Annotated in this window: 18 protein-coding genes; 12 read left to right on the top strand and 6 right to left on the bottom strand. The window is 35.7% G+C overall.

Annotation, left to right across the window (positions count from 1 at the left end; translation table 11 throughout):
• Genes PFY10_02875 through PFY10_02865 form a run of 3 tightly spaced genes read left to right on the top strand, consistent with a single transcriptional unit; the run spans position 1 to position 1,372 of the window.
• Positions 1–567: a thioredoxin gene (locus PFY10_02875; protein WBV57384.1), complete on the top strand. Its 567-nt coding sequence runs from the start codon at positions 1–3 to the stop codon at positions 565–567.
• A gap of 3 nt (positions 568–570) precedes the next feature.
• Positions 571–1,176, top strand: a complete 606-nt coding sequence (locus PFY10_02870; GenBank protein ID WBV57383.1) for a DUF4230 domain-containing protein — start codon at positions 571–573, stop codon at positions 1,174–1,176.
• A gap of 10 nt (positions 1,177–1,186) precedes the next feature.
• Positions 1,187–1,372 (top strand): hypothetical protein, encoded by a 186-nt coding sequence (locus PFY10_02865; protein ID WBV57382.1) that lies wholly within the window; start codon positions 1,187–1,189, stop codon positions 1,370–1,372.
• A 75-nt stretch (positions 1,373–1,447) separates the two neighbouring features.
• Here PFY10_02865 and leuB read toward each other — a convergent pair whose 3' ends face one another.
• The 4 genes from leuB to PFY10_02845 form a co-directional block, all read right to left on the bottom strand.
• Entirely contained in the window at positions 1,448–2,572 is a 1,125-nt protein-coding gene (gene leuB / locus PFY10_02860) for a 3-isopropylmalate dehydrogenase (protein ID WBV57381.1), read from the bottom strand.
• Positions 2,562–3,161, bottom strand: coding sequence for a 3-isopropylmalate dehydratase small subunit (leuD, locus tag PFY10_02855; GenBank protein WBV57380.1), 600 nt, complete (start codon positions 3,159–3,161; stop codon positions 2,562–2,564). Before leuD ends, leuB begins: the two co-directional genes overlap by 11 nt.
• Positions 3,162–3,281: 120 nt before the next feature.
• Complete coding sequence (gene leuC, locus PFY10_02850; GenBank protein WBV57379.1) at positions 3,282–4,670, bottom strand: 3-isopropylmalate dehydratase large subunit; 1,389 nt, start codon at positions 4,668–4,670, stop codon at positions 3,282–3,284.
• Positions 4,671–4,708: 38 nt separating this feature from the next.
• A complete protein-coding gene (locus PFY10_02845) occupies positions 4,709–5,872 on the bottom strand; it encodes a 2-isopropylmalate synthase (protein ID WBV57378.1) in 1,164 nt (387 codons plus the stop codon).
• A 146-nt stretch (positions 5,873–6,018) separates the two neighbouring features.
• Here PFY10_02845 and PFY10_02840 point away from each other — a divergent pair, with 146 nt between their 5' ends.
• On the top strand, positions 6,019–7,563 hold the full coding sequence (locus tag PFY10_02840) for a hypothetical protein (protein WBV57377.1): 1,545 nt from the start codon (positions 6,019–6,021) through the stop codon (positions 7,561–7,563).
• Positions 7,564–7,615: 52 nt separating this feature from the next.
• On the opposite strand, the gene PFY10_02835 is transcribed toward PFY10_02840, so the two are convergent.
• Positions 7,616–8,575: a membrane dipeptidase gene (locus tag PFY10_02835; GenBank protein ID WBV57376.1), complete on the bottom strand. Its 960-nt coding sequence runs from the start codon at positions 8,573–8,575 to the stop codon at positions 7,616–7,618.
• Between the two features lie 8 nt (positions 8,576–8,583).
• Positions 8,584–9,777 carry a DUF4932 domain-containing protein gene (locus tag PFY10_02830; GenBank protein WBV57375.1) on the bottom strand — a complete coding sequence of 398 codons (1,194 nt, stop codon included), beginning with the start codon at positions 9,775–9,777 and terminating at the stop codon, positions 8,584–8,586.
• A 93-nt stretch (positions 9,778–9,870) separates the two neighbouring features.
• On the opposite strand from PFY10_02830, the gene thrS reads away from it, so the two are divergent.
• The 8 genes from thrS (at position 9,871) to PFY10_02790 (ending at position 17,583) form a co-directional block, all read left to right on the top strand.
• Entirely contained in the window at positions 9,871–11,790 is a 1,920-nt protein-coding gene (gene thrS / locus PFY10_02825) for a threonine--tRNA ligase (protein WBV57374.1), read from the top strand.
• Between the two features lie 71 nt (positions 11,791–11,861).
• Positions 11,862–12,392 carry a translation initiation factor IF-3 gene (infC, locus tag PFY10_02820; protein ID WBV57373.1) on the top strand — a complete coding sequence of 177 codons (531 nt, stop codon included), beginning with the start codon at positions 11,862–11,864 and terminating at the stop codon, positions 12,390–12,392.
• A 189-nt stretch (positions 12,393–12,581) separates the two neighbouring features.
• The gene (locus tag PFY10_02815) at positions 12,582–13,403 is read left to right on the top strand and encodes an alpha/beta hydrolase (GenBank protein WBV57372.1); all 822 of its coding nucleotides are present in this window, start codon (positions 12,582–12,584) and stop codon (positions 13,401–13,403) included.
• A gap of 174 nt (positions 13,404–13,577) precedes the next feature.
• Positions 13,578–14,141, top strand: a complete 564-nt coding sequence (locus PFY10_02810) for a hypothetical protein (protein WBV57371.1) — start codon at positions 13,578–13,580, stop codon at positions 14,139–14,141.
• 180 nt (positions 14,142–14,321) lie between these two features.
• Positions 14,322–14,519, top strand: coding sequence for a 50S ribosomal protein L35 (rpmI, locus tag PFY10_02805; protein ID WBV57370.1), 198 nt, complete (start codon positions 14,322–14,324; stop codon positions 14,517–14,519).
• 121 nt (positions 14,520–14,640) lie between these two features.
• Positions 14,641–14,985: a 50S ribosomal protein L20 gene (gene rplT, locus PFY10_02800; GenBank protein ID WBV57369.1), complete on the top strand. Its 345-nt coding sequence runs from the start codon at positions 14,641–14,643 to the stop codon at positions 14,983–14,985.
• Between the two features lie 110 nt (positions 14,986–15,095).
• Positions 15,096–16,271, top strand: coding sequence for a M28 family peptidase (locus PFY10_02795; protein WBV57368.1), 1,176 nt, complete (start codon positions 15,096–15,098; stop codon positions 16,269–16,271).
• 127 nt (positions 16,272–16,398) lie between these two features.
• Entirely contained in the window at positions 16,399–17,583 is a 1,185-nt protein-coding gene (locus tag PFY10_02790; protein ID WBV57367.1) for a M28 family peptidase, read from the top strand.
• Positions 17,584–17,586 lie beyond the last annotated feature (3 nt).

Below are 17,586 nucleotides of genomic sequence, written 5' to 3'. Positions count from 1 at the left end.
ATGAAAAAATTTATTACAAATACTGTTGCAATTTCAGGATTGTTCCTGGCTACCCAGCAGCTAAGTGCTCAGAAAGTGGTTGTAAACCGTGAGGTAGAAACCCAGAATGATGGCAAAATGCTTTTGGGGAACCAGTTAAAAGAACAATTTTTAAAGGCACCTTATGCAGATTGGTATGTGAAAGAGCATGATGAATATGCTTTAGATCAGAAGGCCATTGCAGACTTGAAGAAAGCTAAAATAAGTTCTTATCACATTATCGTTTTCATGGGAACCTGGTGTGAGGATAGCCACAGGGACTTTCCGAGACTGATGAGAATCCTGGAAGAAGTAAATTTTCCGGATAACAGGCTGACCATTATTGCAGTCAATCGCAAAAAGGAATCTCCATCAGGAGAAGAAGGTATTTATAATATCCAGAAAGTTCCGACTATTATTGTTGAAAAATATGATAAAGAAATCGGAAGAATTATTGAAATGCCCAAAACCGGTTATGTAGAAAGGGATCTGGTAGAAATTCTGAAAAAAGATGACAAATCGGTACTTAAAGAAATATTTAAAAAGTAAATATTGAAAAATAATAAGCTTATATTATCTTTTGTAGCAGGAATTCTTGTGATGCTTTTCCTGTTTTTCGGTCTTAAGTCCTGTTTTAATTTTGGAGGCAAAACGGAAAAATCGGATTATTATATTCTGACGAACCAGATTTCCAAAATGAATAAAATGGTGGTTTTGGAACAGAATATTTCCAGCATGCAGAAAACCAAAATGGGTTATGAAGTATTCGGAAACGAAGTATCCAGTAACAGTATAATCACCTATACCAAGACCAATGCCCAGGTTTCCTACGATCTTAATAAAATGAAGATAGAGGTGGATTCGATCAATAAAAAACTGGTTATTACTCAGCTGCCTAATGCCGATATCCGAATTACTCCAAGTGTGGAAATACAGTCGCTTGACGATTCTTTCTTTAACAGGATTTCTGAAAAAGACATTAAAAATGTAACCAACAAAGCAAAAGAAACAGCTATTAAAGCTATTGATGAAAATAAGCTACGAAATGAAGGACGTAAGCAATTGATGGAAAATCTTAATAATATTTTTGTTTTGGCAAAGGCTTTGAATTATACCATTGAAGACAAAACAGGTCAACTCGGTATTTTAGAACTTTAAAATCTAAGCTATGAATTCAAAAGATAATGCTAAAAAAAAGGAATCTGCCAATGCTGCAGAATCGAAAAAACAAAACCAGGATTTCCCGGATATTCCTGCATCATCTAAGAAAACCAATCCACCGGATATCGATAAAGAGGATATTGAAAAATCTTCGAAGAATAAGTCCGGAAAAACAGATAATACCCGTCGGTAAAATAATGAAAGGTCTGCTTCAGAAGAAGCAGACCTTTTCAATATAAAAAAAATAAAATCAAACTCTTAGTTATCACTATACAATAGTGGATTTTCCGATCTTGATATTCTCAAAATTGTAATATGATTTTTCGGAAAACCTTATATAATCTGCAATGAAGTCCCCTACTTCGCTTGTAGAATAAGATTGCTTTGCATTAAGATCTACGGTTACATATTTGTTTTCAATGGCATGTTCTACCGATTCTCTCAATTTATCTGCTGCCTGATTCAATTTCAGGTGATCCAACATCATTGCTGTACTCAATATTGAGGCTACAGGATTAGCAATCCCTTTGCCTTTTGCCTGCGGATAAGACCCGTGAATAGGCTCAAAGAGTGCATTTTCATTTCCTATAGATGCGGAAGGCAGAAGTCCTATGGAACCGCCAATTACACTCGCTTCATCAGAAATGATGTCTCCAAACATATTCTCCGTTACGATAACATCAAATTGTTTAGGATTAAGGATCAGCTGCATCGCAGCATTATCTACAAACATAAAATCCAACTGAACTTCAGGATATTCCTGGGCGATTTCCTTACAGATCTTTCTCCACAATCTTGAAGTGTCCAGGACATTAGCCTTATCAATAAGTGTTAATTTCTTTTTACGTTTTTGGGCTTCCTGAAATGCCATATGGACAATAGGTATAATATCTTCCCTGCTGTATTTACAAACATCATAGGCATAAGCTCCTTCTTCATCGGTAAATTTTTCACCAAAATAGATCCCGCTTACCAATTCCCTGAAAATCTGAATATCCGCTCCTTCAATGATTTCTCTTTTCAAAGGACTTTTCTCAATCAATGAAGAATAGGTTTTTAACGGCCTGATATTGGCAAAAAGCCCTAATTCCTTACGAAGTTTCAGCAATCCCTGTTCAGGTCTTACTTTTGCGTCGGGATTATTATCAAAAGCAGGGTCGCCTATCGCTCCAAAAAGCACGGCATCTGATTCTTTACAAATGGCCAGTGTTTGTTCAGGCAACGGATCTCCTGTCTGAAAAATTGCTTCCGCTCCCATCAATCCATAGGTAAACTGGAAATTGTACTGGAACACTTCACCAATTACTTTAAGGATTTTTACACTCTCACTGACCACCTCAGGACCAATTCCGTCTCCGGGAAGTACAGCTATTTTGAAATAATTATTGTTCATATACTTTTTGTGTTTTTAATTCAAACTCTTTTATGGCTTCTTTTTTACTGATCAGAAAATCAATGTCGTCATATCCGTTAAGCAAACAGATTTTCTTATAAGAATCCAATTCAAAATATTCTGTTTTACCATTAAAACTTATAGTTTGCTGTTCAACGTCTATGGTAATTTCCTTTTCAGGATTTTCTGTAATGTCCGTTAAGATTTCCTGTAAGAATACATCAGAAACCTTTACAGGCAACAAACCGTTATTCAAAGCATTTCCTTTGAAAATATCCGCAAAATAACTGGATACGATCACTTTAAACCCATAATCGGTTAAAGACCAGGCAGCATGCTCACGGCTACTCCCACAACCAAAGTTATTACCGGCTACTAAAATCTCACCGCGGTACTGGGGTTTATTTAAAATGAAATCAGCATTTGGCTGATTGGTATGAACATCATATCTCCAATCTCTGAACAGATTATCTCCAAACCCTTTTTTGTCTATACTCTTCAGAAACCTTGCCGGAATGATCTGATCAGTATCTATATTCTCTACAGGCAAAGGAATTGCACTTGATTTTATTATAGTTAGCTTTTGCATTGCTTTAGTTTACTAGATTACAATATGTTTTGGTTAAAAGCTGCTTTATTTAAAATGTATGAGAAATCAGTTCAAACAAAAGCAGCTATTTTTAACATCCTCTATTTGTATGTCTTATTATTAATTTAAATTTTCAAAAATATTGATTCTGCCTTCTATGGCGACTTTAGCAGCAGTCAACGGACTTGCCAGAATAGTTCTGGCTCCCTGTCCCTGTCTGCCTTCAAAATTTCTGTTGGAGGTCGAAACGCAATATTCACCTTCAGGAATCTTATCATCATTCATGGCCAGACAGGCTGAACATCCGGGCTGCCTGATCTGAAAACCGGCATCATTGAATATTTTATCAAGGCCTTCTTCATAGATCTGCTTTACGACAAGCTGGGATCCAGGAACAATAAGCGCTTTAACATTTTGAGATTTATTCTTCCCCTTAATATATTGCGCTGCAGAACGAAAATCTTCAATTCTTGCATTCGTACAGCTTCCAATAAATACATAATTTACCTTAATATCAGAAGGAGACTGACCGGCTTTTAATCCCATGTATTGCAACGCCTTTTCCTCGGATTCATTTTGTGGAACAGGAATAATCTCATCCAAAGAGATACCCATTCCCGGGTTTGTTCCATAGGTAATCATAGGTTTTATTTCTGATGCATCGAAACTAAATTCAGCATCAAATATGGCATCTTCGTCCGTTTTCAGGCTCTTCCAATAGGCAAGCTTTTCTTCCCACTCATCTCCCTTTGGTGCAAAAGGTTTTCCTTTTACGTAGGCAAAAGTCGTTTCATCAGGAGCAATCATTCCTCCTCTGGCTCCCATTTCAATACTCATATTGCATACCGTCATTCTTCCTTCCATCGACATTTCCTCAAAAACCGATCCCGCATATTCACAGAAATACCCGGTTCCCCCATTAGTCCCTACTTTAGAAATAATATACAGGATAACATCCTTAGGCTGAACATCTTTTTTAAGCTTTCCATTAACCGTAATCCTCATTGATTTCGGTTTATTGAGCAATAAACACTGGCTCGCAAAAACCTGTGCTACCTGGCTGGTTCCGATACCAAAAGCTATTGTTCCGAAAGCTCCGTGTGTAGAAGTATGACTATCTCCGCATACAATGCTCATTCCCGGCTGTGTGATCCCCAGTTCCGGTGCAATAATGTGGACAATTCCCTGATAGGGATGCCCAAGGCCATACAGTTCGATATTATTTTTAGTACAGTTTTCAGTAAGTTGTTGTACCTGGTTTCTTGAAGACTCATCGCGGATAGGTTGCTCCTGATTTAAAGTCGGCACATTGTGATCCGCTGTAGCTACAATCTGATCAGGCCTGAATATTTCAAGATTTCTGGATTCCAGTTCAGCAAAAGCTTGAGGGCTTGTCACTTCATGAATAAGATGTTTATCGATATAAATAATTTGCGGTCCGTCAGGAATTGTTTCCACCACATGAGCATCCCAGACCTTATCAAAAAGTGTTTTCTTATTATTGTTCATTTTTTTGTTTGATTTTATTGAGAAATGATGTGAAATGCCTAACTGATTTTTCTCGTTAATGCATTCATCATCAGGCTAAGATCATCATTATCCACTTCTTTTTTAGCATCTGCAATTTTTAAAAACTCCCCATACAAAAAGTCCAGCTCATTTTTGGTAACATCAAAGCCGATATGCTTAAAACGGTATGCAAGAGCAGAACGTCCGCTTCTTGCTGTAAGAATAATCGAAGATTCGGTTACTCCTACATCTTCAGGATTCATGATCTCATAAGTTTCCCTGTTCTTGATCACACCATCCTGGTGGATGCCCGAACTGTGGGCAAACGCATTGGCTCCTATGATCGCTTTATTAGGCTGAACAGGCATTCCCATAAGGTCTGATACCAAAGAACTCATTGTATTCAACATTCTGGAATTAACATCTGTATGAAGTCTAAGGTCTTTATGTTGCTTCAGAATCATGACGACTTCTTCCAAAGCCGTATTTCCTGCTCTCTCTCCCAATCCGTTGATCGTACATTCAATTTGTCTTGCCCCGTTCATTACTCCTGCAATGGAATTAGCAGTTGCCAATCCCAAATCATTATGGCAATGGCATGAAAGGATTGCTTTATCAATGCCTTTTACATTTTCTTTTAGGTATTTAATTTTCTGTCCGTATTCCTCCGGCAGGCAATATCCTGTGGTATCAGGGATGTTTAAAACGGTTGCCCCGGCTTTTATTACAGCTTCACAAACCCTGGCAAGGTATTCATTATCAGTTCTTCCTGCATCCTCTGCATAAAATTCAACATCTTCCACAAAGCTTTTAGCATATTTTACAGCATCCACTGCCCGTTCAATAATGTCTTCTCTGGTAGAGTTGAATTTATATTTAATGTGTGAGTCTGAAGTTCCTATTCCTGTATGGATTCTGGGGCGTTTTGCATATTGCAATGCCTCGGCAGCCACTTCGATATCTTTTTTATTAGCCCTGGTCAGTCCGCAAACTTTTGCATTTCGTACCAATTTGGAAATTTCAGAAACGGAATGAAAATCTCCCGGACTTGATACCGGAAAACCGGCTTCTATTACGTCAATCCCTAGCTTATCAAGCCTTTCGGCGATAATTAATTTTTGTTCTGTGTTTAACTTACATCCCGGAACCTGTTCCCCATCACGCAAAGTGGTATCAAAAATTTCAATTTTTTCGGAATTCATAATGAAGTTTTTACTTAATTTTGATCCAAAACTAAGGCTTGCATATTTTTTACATTTTCAATTTTAATGAAAATTACAATATTCAAATAATGAAAAACTAAACGTAAGTATAATAAAATCAATAATTTAAATTATTAAATTTTACAATGGCAGAATTGCAGAAAGACTTCTTATTTGTACTCATTAAATCATTAACCACTTCTGAGAAACGGCAATTTAAGCTTTATGTTAATCGTTTAGGAATTAATGTAGATGCTAAATTTCTACTACTTTTCTCTGAGCTTGACAAAATGACTGAGTATAACGAGTCTGTCATCATAGAGAAGAAAATTTCTACCAAGCAGCAGCTTTCTAACCTGAAAGCACATCTCTATAAGCAAATCTTAGTAAGCCTTCGTATGAACCCGAGCCATCAAAATTACAGGATTCAGCTTCGGGAGCAACTTGATTTTGCTAATATTCTGTATCAGAAAGGACTATACAAGCAGGCTTTAAAAATATTGGATAAAACAAAGCAATCTGCCCTGGAACTGGATGAAAAAAGCATCGCTTCAGAGATTATTGACCTTGAGAAGGTAATTGAATCCCAATTTATTACACGAAGTATAGACGGAAGGGCCGAAGAACTGATAAGAGAGTCTAAAGAAATAAGCAAACAAAACCAATACACAACTGAACTTTCCAATCTTTCATTGAAGTTATACAGTGAAATGCTCACCCATGGGTATGTGAAAAACGATGCGGACAGGCAAGAGGTACTGGAAATCTTCAACTCTCAGATTAAAAATATAAAACCTTCCAGTTTAAATTTTACTGAAAAACTTTGGTATTATAAAGCGCATGTCTGGAAAAATCAGCTATTGCAGGATTACAAATACACGCTGAAATATGCTTATCAGTGGGTGGAGCTCTTTCATCAGAAACCCGAAATGATTTTTAGTCATCCGGTGTGGTATATCAAAGGCAATACTTATTTACTGAAGATCCTTTTCCTTTATGGTAATATCGATATTTTAGAAAAACAATTTGAAAATTTCACTAAAACGGTTTCTTCACCTGGATTTGCCCAAAATGAGAATTTACAGGCTCTTACATTCCTTACCTACTCCAATACTTTAATGAATATCCATTTCGTAAAAGGAGAATTTTTCAGTGGAACGAAGCTTATTCCAGAAATAGAAATGAAGATGGAAAAGCTCCGGGATAAAATTGATGAGCACCATTTTATGATTCTGTATCTTAAGATGGCAGCTATGTTTTTTGGAAGCAAGAAGTATAATGAATCGATGCGATACTCCATGAAGATCATCGAGTCAAAAGGCAACGTACAGGAAGATCTTTTATTTCATACAAGGATTCTGATCCTTATGTCCAAGCATGAATCCGGAAATGACGAAGATTACGATGAGTTTATAAAAGCTACTTTAAAGTTCGCTTTAAAGATGAAAAAGCCGGAAGAATTTCATTTTGAAAGCATCGATTTTTTTAAAAATCTCAATAACCTTGTTTTGGATGAAAGACAAAAAGCATTTGAAGCATTTGACCGGAAACTGGATCAATATGAAAACAATGAATATTACAGACGTTCACTCTTTTATATCGATATCCATGGCTGGATACAGTCAAAAGTTCAGCATGTGGATGTAATTGAAATTATAAAGAAAAAAGTGAAGTATAAAAGACTGAAATAATAAATAACACCAGATGGTAACCGACTTTTAAAGCCACCATCTGGTGTTTATTTTAAAGCTTTTTTATAAAATCCAGAGCATTTTTATGGCTTATTTTTTCCATTAGCTCAACGGAATACTTTTTGGAAATCTTTTTATTGATTGCTTCATAGGCTGTAGCATTCTCGAACTCCTGAAAGAATATGGGAAGCTTTGACGGATCCGGATAGTTTTTGCAGTAGTAAAAATCTGCACCAAAAGCAATTGAATTTTCTCCACCAAGATCAAGTCCATATTGAAGATGTTCATATAGCTTGTAAGGATCAGTTTCATCAACACAATTCCTGATAAAGTTAAGTCCTATAAGACCTTTTCTCCTAATCACTTCTTTTGCCAGCTCATCAGGAAGATTCCTCTTTTTATCATAGATAGTACGGTAATTGGAATGGCTTGCCAGGATAGGAATATGATAGTTTCTCTGATCGATATAATTAAGAATATCATAGGCCAGTTGATCGCTTGTATGGGAAAGATCAATGGCAATTTTTCGGTCCGAAATATAATCCAGAACTACTTTTCCGTCTTCTTTTAATCCTGTCCCTGAATTATTTCCGCCCCCAAATCGGTTTTCAGTATGATGCGTAAGTCCTATATAAAGGACTTTCTGCGTGTTATTAATAATGGCTTCCAGGTTTTTAAAACCTGTTTCGAGGTCAGAATCCTCTTCACAAAATGAGGATGCATTTTCTATGGAAGCAAGTACTCCTGCCCGATCCTTATTTTCGTCTGCTTCATAATTTGAAGGATCAAACAGGAAGAAATCATCAGTATTCAATAAATCAGCGAATACCTCACTTTGCCTGATTCCTTCGGCCGTGCTGTTCTTAGCTGTAGCCGTGTAAATGGCCATTATCTGTAATTTTACATTTCCTTCTTTTAAATAGGGCAATGAACACCCCAACTCCCTGTCATCTGGTTTTGAATTTTTTCTTAGCAGATAATACAATAAATCACAGTGTAAATCAAAATTCATTTCATTCATTATATTTTATCTTTATTTATGTCGAGTTCTTTATTAATCCACTTAATATCACTATTTTCAAATACTTTTAAGAGTTCCGGAACAAAATCTCCGAATTTCTTATATTTTTTTCTGTTAGCATTGTATTCCTTTATCTTTCTTTCTAACTGAGGGAGAAAAATAAAATGATTTTTCAGATGATAGGCCTCTAGTTTTTTAGCACGTTCAAGATCATTCTGTATAATAGCTGTTTCAATTTCCCCCAACCTTACCAGATGTTCTACCACGCAAGTCTGATAATCGGCAACGCCACCTGTTTTTGTCATGATTTCTTTTAAGTTTGATTTTTCAAACAAATCCTTAAACATATTGAGCTTATCCTTATTCTGATAGACTTCCTTATTTACAAATGCATGACCAAACTCATGAATGGTTAAAAACCTCGCCTGAAACTGGTTGTTATATCCAAATTCCCCTTCTTTTACCACTCTCATAAAAGGGCTTGCAACTTCATAAATACTTTTCTTTCCTCCCGAATGTTGTATATCAGTACCAATGCCACGACCTTCATTATCTTCTATTGGCCACATCATCATTGGTGAAATGAAAACAGTATAGCTGCCAAATCTTTCTCCATAGTAATGTTCCATTGCTGAAACAAAATTCGCGGGAATCTGTTGGTAATATTCTTTAATTCCACCTTCATAGAATGTTTTATTCTCTGAAAAGAAATCTCCAATTTTTTCCTGTATATAAAATTGCTGCAATTCTGAGATGTAGTTTTTAATAAGGAATGTTATTTCATCATTTTGTACTTTGGTCAGCGTATTTTTTTCAAATAAATAGTCATCATTCCAGCCTTTTAATGGAAATTCTTTATGTGATAAAAGCGGTTTCATGATTGCGTCATTTCCAATGCCATATTTACTGAGTAGCGTATCATTAATCTTTGCAGTAAGATGAGCGATTTTAGAATTTTTCAGATGCCCATATTTTTCCAATGCTCTTTTTACAATAGGCTGGTAGGTTGAGCACTCTTTAATCTTGAATAATTCAAAATCTTTATTGATCTTCCTATGCTCAGCTGAAAGGATCTCAGCTAAAAAATAAGTATCTATATTTTTGCTGTAAGAAACCTGAAATTTTGGGGCTTTTTTTTGTGAAAAAGAGAATGTGAAAAATAAAACAGTAAATACCGTTAATAGGTTTTTCATTATTTTGAATTATTTATTTATTCAAATATACGTTAATATACCATTTTAAATAAAAAATGCGTATTTTTGCATCTTAAAATTTCATAGTAAACAATGATAAAAATTACACTTCCAGACAATAGTGTCAAAGAATTCGAGGGAGAAGTAACTCCTTTAGATGTGGCAAAATCTATAAGCGAAGGATTGGCTAGAAATACCATTTCCGCAGTCGTAAACGGCAAACAAGTAGAGATTACCACACCTATAACGACGGATTCTACGGTACAGCTATTGACATGGAATGATGATCTTGGAAAGAAAGCTTTCTGGCATTCTTCTGCCCACCTTCTGGCGCAGGCCATCCTTGAATTTTATCCTGATGCTAAGCTTACTATCGGCCCAGCCATAGAAAATGGATTTTATTATGACGTAGATTTTGGAGACGAAAGTTTATCTGAAAAGGACTTTGAAAAGATTGAAAAGAAAGTTTTAGAGAATGCTAAGAAAGGTTCTACATTCTCCCTCTATCCTGTTTCCAAAGAAGAGGCATTAAAAACTTATGCAGATAATCCTTATAAAGTAGAACTGATCTCCAATCTTAATGACGGAGAAATTACTTTTGTAACTCATGATAATTTCACGGATTTATGCCGTGGAGGTCATATTCCCAATACAGGAATTGTAAAGGCCGTAAAAATATTAAATGCAGCAGGAGCATACTGGAGAGGTGATGAAAAGAACCCCCAATTGACAAGGGTTTACGGTATTTCTTTCCCAAAACAGAAAGAGCTTACAGAATATCTGGAAAGATTGGAAGAAGCAAAAAGAAGGGATCACAGAAAACTTGGAAAAGAATTAGGGATTTTCGCATTCTCTGAAAAAGTGGGTGCCGGACTTCCGCTATGGCTTCCAAAAGGTACTGCATTAAGAAGAAAATTAGAAAACTTCCTTAGTGAGGCTCAGAAAAAAGGAGGCTATGAATTCGTGATGTCCCCGCATATTGGTTCAAAAGAGCTGTATGTGACTTCAGGACACTGGGATAAATATGGGGCAGACAGTTTCCAGCCTATTAAAACACCGAATGAAGGTGAAGAATTTTTGCTGAAGCCTATGAACTGTCCTCACCACTGTGAAATCTACAAAACTTCACAATGGAGCTACAGGGATCTTCCAAAAAGATATGCAGAGTTCGGTACTGTTTACAGATATGAGCAAAGTGGAGAGCTTCACGGCTTGACAAGAGTACGTGGATTTACTCAGGATGATGCCCACTTATTCTGTACTCCGGATCAGCTGTCGGAAGAATTTGAGAAAGTAATAGATTTAACACTTTATGTTTTTAAATCTTTAGGATTTGAGGATTTTGTTACACAGGTTTCTTTAAGAGATCCTGAAAACAAGGAAAAATATATCGGTTCTGATGAGAATTGGGAGAAAGCTGAAAATGCCATCATCAATGCAGCAGAGAAAAAAGGATTGAAAACCGTTATCGAATATGGTGAAGCTGCCTTCTATGGCCCTAAACTGGACTTCATGGTTAAGGATGCGTTAGGAAGAAAATGGCAGTTAGGAACCATCCAGGTGGACTATAACCTGCCGGAAAGGTTTGATCTTCACTACATCGGAAATGATAACGAAAAGCACAGACCGGTAATGATCCACAGAGCGCCGTTTGGTTCTATGGAAAGATTTATCGCTATTTTATTAGAAAATACAGCAGGAGATTTTCCTTTATGGTTGAGCCCTGATCAGTATATAATTCTACCGATTAGTGAAAAATATGTAGATTATGCAAAAAAAGTTTCACAATTTTTGGAAAATCACGATATTAGCGGTCTGATTGATGACAGAAATGAGAAGACCGGAAAGAAAATCCGTGATGCAGAATTAAAGAAAATCCCTTTCATGATTGTGATCGGTGAAAATGAAGAAAAAGACGGAACCGTTTCAGTAAGAAGACGTGGAGAAGGAGATCTTGGCGTAATGAAGATGGAAGATTTCGTCAATTATTTTAAAAAAGAAGCAGCCATATAAGAAAGCTGTCAATAGAAAGTTAACCAATAAAATTTAAGACAATAGCACAAAGATTTAACAACAGAGGCCCAATGCGTCGTCCGGTACAGGAGGATTTGCATCAAATTAATGGTAAAATCAGAGCCAGAGAAGTTCGTTTGGTAGGTGACAATGTGGAACCTGGAGTTTACCCATTAGATAAGGCTTTGCAGATAGCCAAGGATCAGGAATTAGACCTGGTTGTGATTTCAGACAAAGCAGAACCTTTTATTGCAAGAGTATTAGACTATAAGAAGTTTTTATACGAGCAAAAGAAAAAACAAAAGGAACTTAAGGCAAAACAAATAAAAGTGGTTGTAAAAGAGATCCGTTTCGGGCCTCAGACAGATGACCATGATTATGAATTCAAGAAAAAGCACGCTGAGAAATTCCTGGAAGAAGGTTCGAAACTTAAAACCTATGTATTTTTCAAAGGACGTTCAATTATCTTTAAAGATCAGGGAGAAATTTTACTTTTAAAACTTGCACAGGAACTTGAGCATGTAGGTAAAGTAGACCAGCTTCCTAAATTGGAAGGTAAAAGGATGATTATGATGATGAGTCCTAAAAAAGCAGCTAAATAATCTAATTAAATTCAGAATTTAATTTCCAATATAAACCTCAAAGAAATTTGAGGTTTTTTTTATTCAATTCCGAATAAAATATCCTATGTTAAGAGTTGTGTTTATTAATAAATTTAATTTTGAATTAGAAATAAGATTAAAATATCATAGATATTAAAAAATTAAATTACTAATCATAAATTAAAAACAATGAGTACAATTCAACTAAAAGACGGAACTGAAATTTATTACAAAGACTGGGGAAAAGGACAACCTGTATTTTTTCATCACGGATGGCCATTATCAAGTGACGACTGGGATGCTCAAATGCTTTTCTTTTTGGAAAAAGGATACAGAGTCATTGCTCACGACAGAAGGGGGCATGGAAGATCCACCCAGACTGCGGAGGGACATGATATGGACACGTATGCATCAGATGTTGATGAGATTGTAACGGCACTAGACCTGAAAGATGTGATCCACGTAGGACATTCCACAGGAGGCGGTGAAGTGATCAGATATGTAGCACAGCATGGAAAAGGAAGAGTTGCCAAAGCTGTTTTAATAAGCGCTGTTACCCCGATTATGGTTCAAAATGAAAATAACCCGAACGGTGTCCCGATTTCTGTTTTTGATGATATCCGTAACAATACGGCACACCACAGGCAGCAATTCTATATCGATATTACCTTCCCTTTTTACGGCTATAACAGAGAAGGAGCTAACATTTCCGAAGGTATCCAGAGAAACTGGTGGAGACAGGGAATGATGGGATCAATTAAAGCACATTATGACTGTATCAAAGCTTTCTCGGAAACTGATTTTACAGAAGATCTTAAAAGTACAGATGTTCCGGTATTGGTGCTTCATGGGGAAGATGATCAGATCGTACCTTATGAAACTACAGGTGTGGTAGCCGCAAAATTAGTTAAAAATGGAAAGTTGATCACTTATCCGGGATTCCCTCACGGTATGCCAACGACTGAAGCTGAAACTATTAACAGAGATCTTCTTGCTTTTTTCCAATCATAAAACCTTAATTGAAATAAAAACTAAAAGGACTGATTCACCAATCGGTCTTTTTTTTGTTATAAATTTATCTTCCTGAAAATGCCATTAGTAAAGAGAAAATTAAAATATATTAAATCTTATCATTGTGAGTTAATTTAATTTTTTATTATTTTTGCGGCTCAAAAAAAATAATATATGAAGATAAAATTATTGACTTTTGTAAGTCTTTCAATGCTTTTAGCATCTTGTGGTCAGGATGATACTCTTGACAATGTAATTGTAGAAAATGGAAAGGTACAAACAACTGCTAATGCAAATAAATCTATTCCTGGTGGTGGTCTTACCACATTAACATTTATTTCGGAAACAACCAATCATCCTCAGGTATTAAATGCCGGCGAATCAATTAGTTTAGAAAATCAGGGTGTTACTTACCGTCTGGTAATGCAAGGAGATAGTAATCTTGTCCTATATGCTGAAACACCTAGCAGCTACAGAGTACTATGGGCATCTAATACGGTAAGAAGCGGAGGTACCCCAAAACTTATTGCACAAAATGATGGGAATCTTGTTATTTACAATAACGATACTCCTCTTTGGAATTCAGACAGCGCAGTTGCAGGGAACGTTTCCAACCCACATATTAAGCTTCAGCTTTATTCAAGAACCGGATATTTAATCGGTAGTGGTTTTAGAGTTAAAGTTATTCTGGGTGGAAATAATCAGGAAAGAAGAGAAATAACTCATAAGGATATCTAGTGAGTAATTTAATGATTTGTAACCACTTTTTATAGAAGTGGTTTTTTGAAAATACTATAAAATCACAATTTTGAAAATTCGAATTGATATTTTTTGTATCTTTGCACACTATTATTCCTAAGTGTCTTTGGGAAGAAAGTAAATCAGATATTGATAACAAAATAATAAAAAAGCAAGACAATGCCAAAATTAAAAACGAAATCGGGTGCTAAGAAACGTTTTGCTCTTACCGGAACTGGTAAGATCAAAAGAAAAAATGCTTACAAAAGCCACATCTTAACTAAAAAAGAAACTAAGCAGAAGAGAAATCTTACTACTACTTCTTACGTAGCTAAAGTGGATGAGAAAAGCGTTCAACGTCAATTAGCAATTAAGTAGTTTTTATAAATCTATATTCGGTTTATAGGAATTAAAACAATTCAGAATTTTTAACCCTGAAACGGAGCAGATAAGTGTAATGAAACAGTTTACCGCCCTTTTCAAAAAAACAATTTAAATTATGCCAAGATCAGTAAATGCAGTAGCTTCAAGAGCTCGCAGAAAAAAAATCATGAAACAAGCTAAAGGTTTTTTCGGTAGAAGAAAGAACGTTTGGACTGTAGCTAAAAACGCGGTAGAAAAAGCAATGCAATATGCTTACCGTGGAAGAAAAGAGAAAAAGAGAAATTTCAGATCACTTTGGATAACGCGTATCAACGCTGGAACAAGAGAGCACGGAATGTCTTACTCTCAATTTATGGGAGCTCTTAAAAAGAACAACATTGAGCTTAACAGAAAAGTTTTAGCAGATTTAGCAATGAATCACCCTGAAGCTTTCAAAGCAGTTGTAGATCAAGTAAAATAATGTAAAATTTTTTGTTATCAATATTAAATCCTGAGTTTTTTGCTCAGGATTTTTTTATTATATACATTTGTTTCACTAAAAATATAATAATTCTGTAATTCTTTTATCAAGTGAAAAAAATAACTACTCTACTTCTTTTTTCCGTTGCTATTTATAGCGCAAAGGCACAAAGCTTTATTCAGGCTTACCAGAGCAGAGCAACTCAGGTTTCACAAACCAATATTACAGCTAATTTACACGAGTTTGAAAACCTGGGTGTAAAAACAACAGGTTCTGTAAATAATACCAATACTTTAAACTGGATCAAAAATAAATATACGTCTTACGGATATAGTGCAAGTCAGATGGTTGAGGATCCTTTTACCTTTGGAAGTACCAGTTCTAAGAATTTAATTATTACCAAAACAGGAACTGTTTATCCTGATACCTATGTAATTATCTGCGGACATTATGATACCATAACCGGTTCCGGAGTTAGCGACAATGGAAGCGGAACATCTATTATATTGGAAGCTGCAAGAATCTTAAAAGATATTCCAACAGAATATTCTATTAAATTCATTCATTTTTCAGGAGAAGAACAGGGACTGGAAGGAAGCTATCATTATGCAGACAATGTGGTTTTTCAGAATAATATCCGTCAGATGAATATAAGACTGGTATTTAATATAGATCAGGTAGGTGGTAAACTTGGCAATAACAATAATACGATAAAGTGTGAGAAAGGCGTTAACGGAAGCTCTGCCAATAATGCAACTTCAAGTGCGTTTACACAACAGCTGGCCACTTGTACAAGTCTTTACTCCCCTCTTCAGACTGTAATTACTAACGCATATTCCTCAGATTATATTCCTTTTGAACAAAACGGAGATATCATTACAGGTTTTTATGAGAATATCAAAAGCAATAATGAACATACGGTAAATGATACCTTTACCAATATAGATCCTGTGTATGTCTACAACGTAGGTATGGCAGCGGTTGGTGCTCTTCAACATTTTGCTGTAGCAACAACTCTGAATTTGGGAACAAGCGAAACAGAAGGACAGAAATCATTAGAATCTGTAAAGATCTACCCTAACCCGGCAAAAGATGTATTGACAATTGACCTGCCAAATACGATTAATGATTTTAATTTTGAATTAACAGATCTGCTAGGCCACACTTTAATTAAACAGAATAATAAGAAAGCGATCCAGGTTTCTTCTCTGACAAACGGTGCCTATTTAGCTATAATAAAAACTGCTGATCATACCGCTGTACGGAAAGTAGTAATCAGCAAATAGCTCACCGCTAAAAAAATAATTTAAAAATGCTTTTATTACACGTTATAAAAGCATTTTTTATTTATACTACAAAATTAATATTCTTTCATTGTGATTTTATTATTACTTTTGCAAAAATCACCAACTAATGAAAAATATAATTACTTTTCTAATTTTTTGCCTGCTATGTCAGCAACTATCATCTCAAACATTTATTCAGGCCTATCAGAACAGGGCCAATCAGGTTACTCAAACCAATATTACAACGAATTTACAGCAATTTGAAAACCTTGGTGTCAAAACTACAGGTTCCACGAACAATGCGAATACTCTGACGTGGATAAAAAATAAGTACCTCTCTTATGGCTATACAGCCAGTCAAATCGTTGAAGATCCTTTTACATTTGGAAGTACGAGTTCAAAGAATCTGATCATTACGAAAACAGGGACAACATATCCCAATACGTATGTAATTATTTGCGCCCATTATGATACGGTAACAGGATCCGGCGTAAGTGATAACGGAAGCGGAACTTCAATTTTATTAGAGGCCGCAAGAATTTTAAAAGATGTCCCTACCCAGTATTCAATAAAATTCATTCATTTTTCAGGAGAGGAACAGGGACTTTACGGGAGCTACCACTATGCAGACAATGTAGTTTTTCAAAACGGAGTTCGCAAACTTAATATAAGACTGGTCTTCAATATTGATCAGGTGGGAGGTAAATTAGGAAATAACAACAATAAGATAAAATGTGAAAAGGGAGTTAACGGAAGTTCTGCCAATAATGCAACATCGAGCTCTTTCACCCAGCAGTTGGCAACCTGTACAAGTCTGTACTCTCCTCTTCAGACAGTGATGGCTACCGCATATGCTTCAGACTATATTCCTTTTGAAGAAAACGGAGATATTATCACAGGTTTTTATGAGAATATCAGAAGCAATAATGAGCATACGGTAAATGATACCTTTGCCAATATAGATCCTGTATATGTATTCAATGTAGGTAAAGCTGCTGTTGGTGCGCTCCAACATTTTGCCGTTGCATCTACAACCGCATCAATGGTTCTAAACACAGAAGAAACAAAAGCTCAGGCATCAATAGAATCAGTAAAGATCTATCCTAACCCGGCAAAAGATATTATAACTATTGACTTACCTGATACCATTAAAGAATTCAACTTTGAGCTGACAGATCTTTTAGGACATATTCTGATCAAAAAAGAAAATCAAAGAAAAATCGATATTTCCGGTTTGCAGGAAGGAGCTTATCTAGTCATTATAAAAGCCAAAGGTCAGAGTACAACAAGAAAAATTGTTATAGAAAAATAAATC

Origin of the sequence: Chryseobacterium daecheongense (genome assembly GCA_027920525.1) — a bacterium.
GTDB lineage: Bacteria > Bacteroidota > Bacteroidia > Flavobacteriales > Weeksellaceae > Chryseobacterium > Chryseobacterium proteolyticum.
This window is presented reverse-complemented; position numbering and strand designations above follow the sequence as displayed.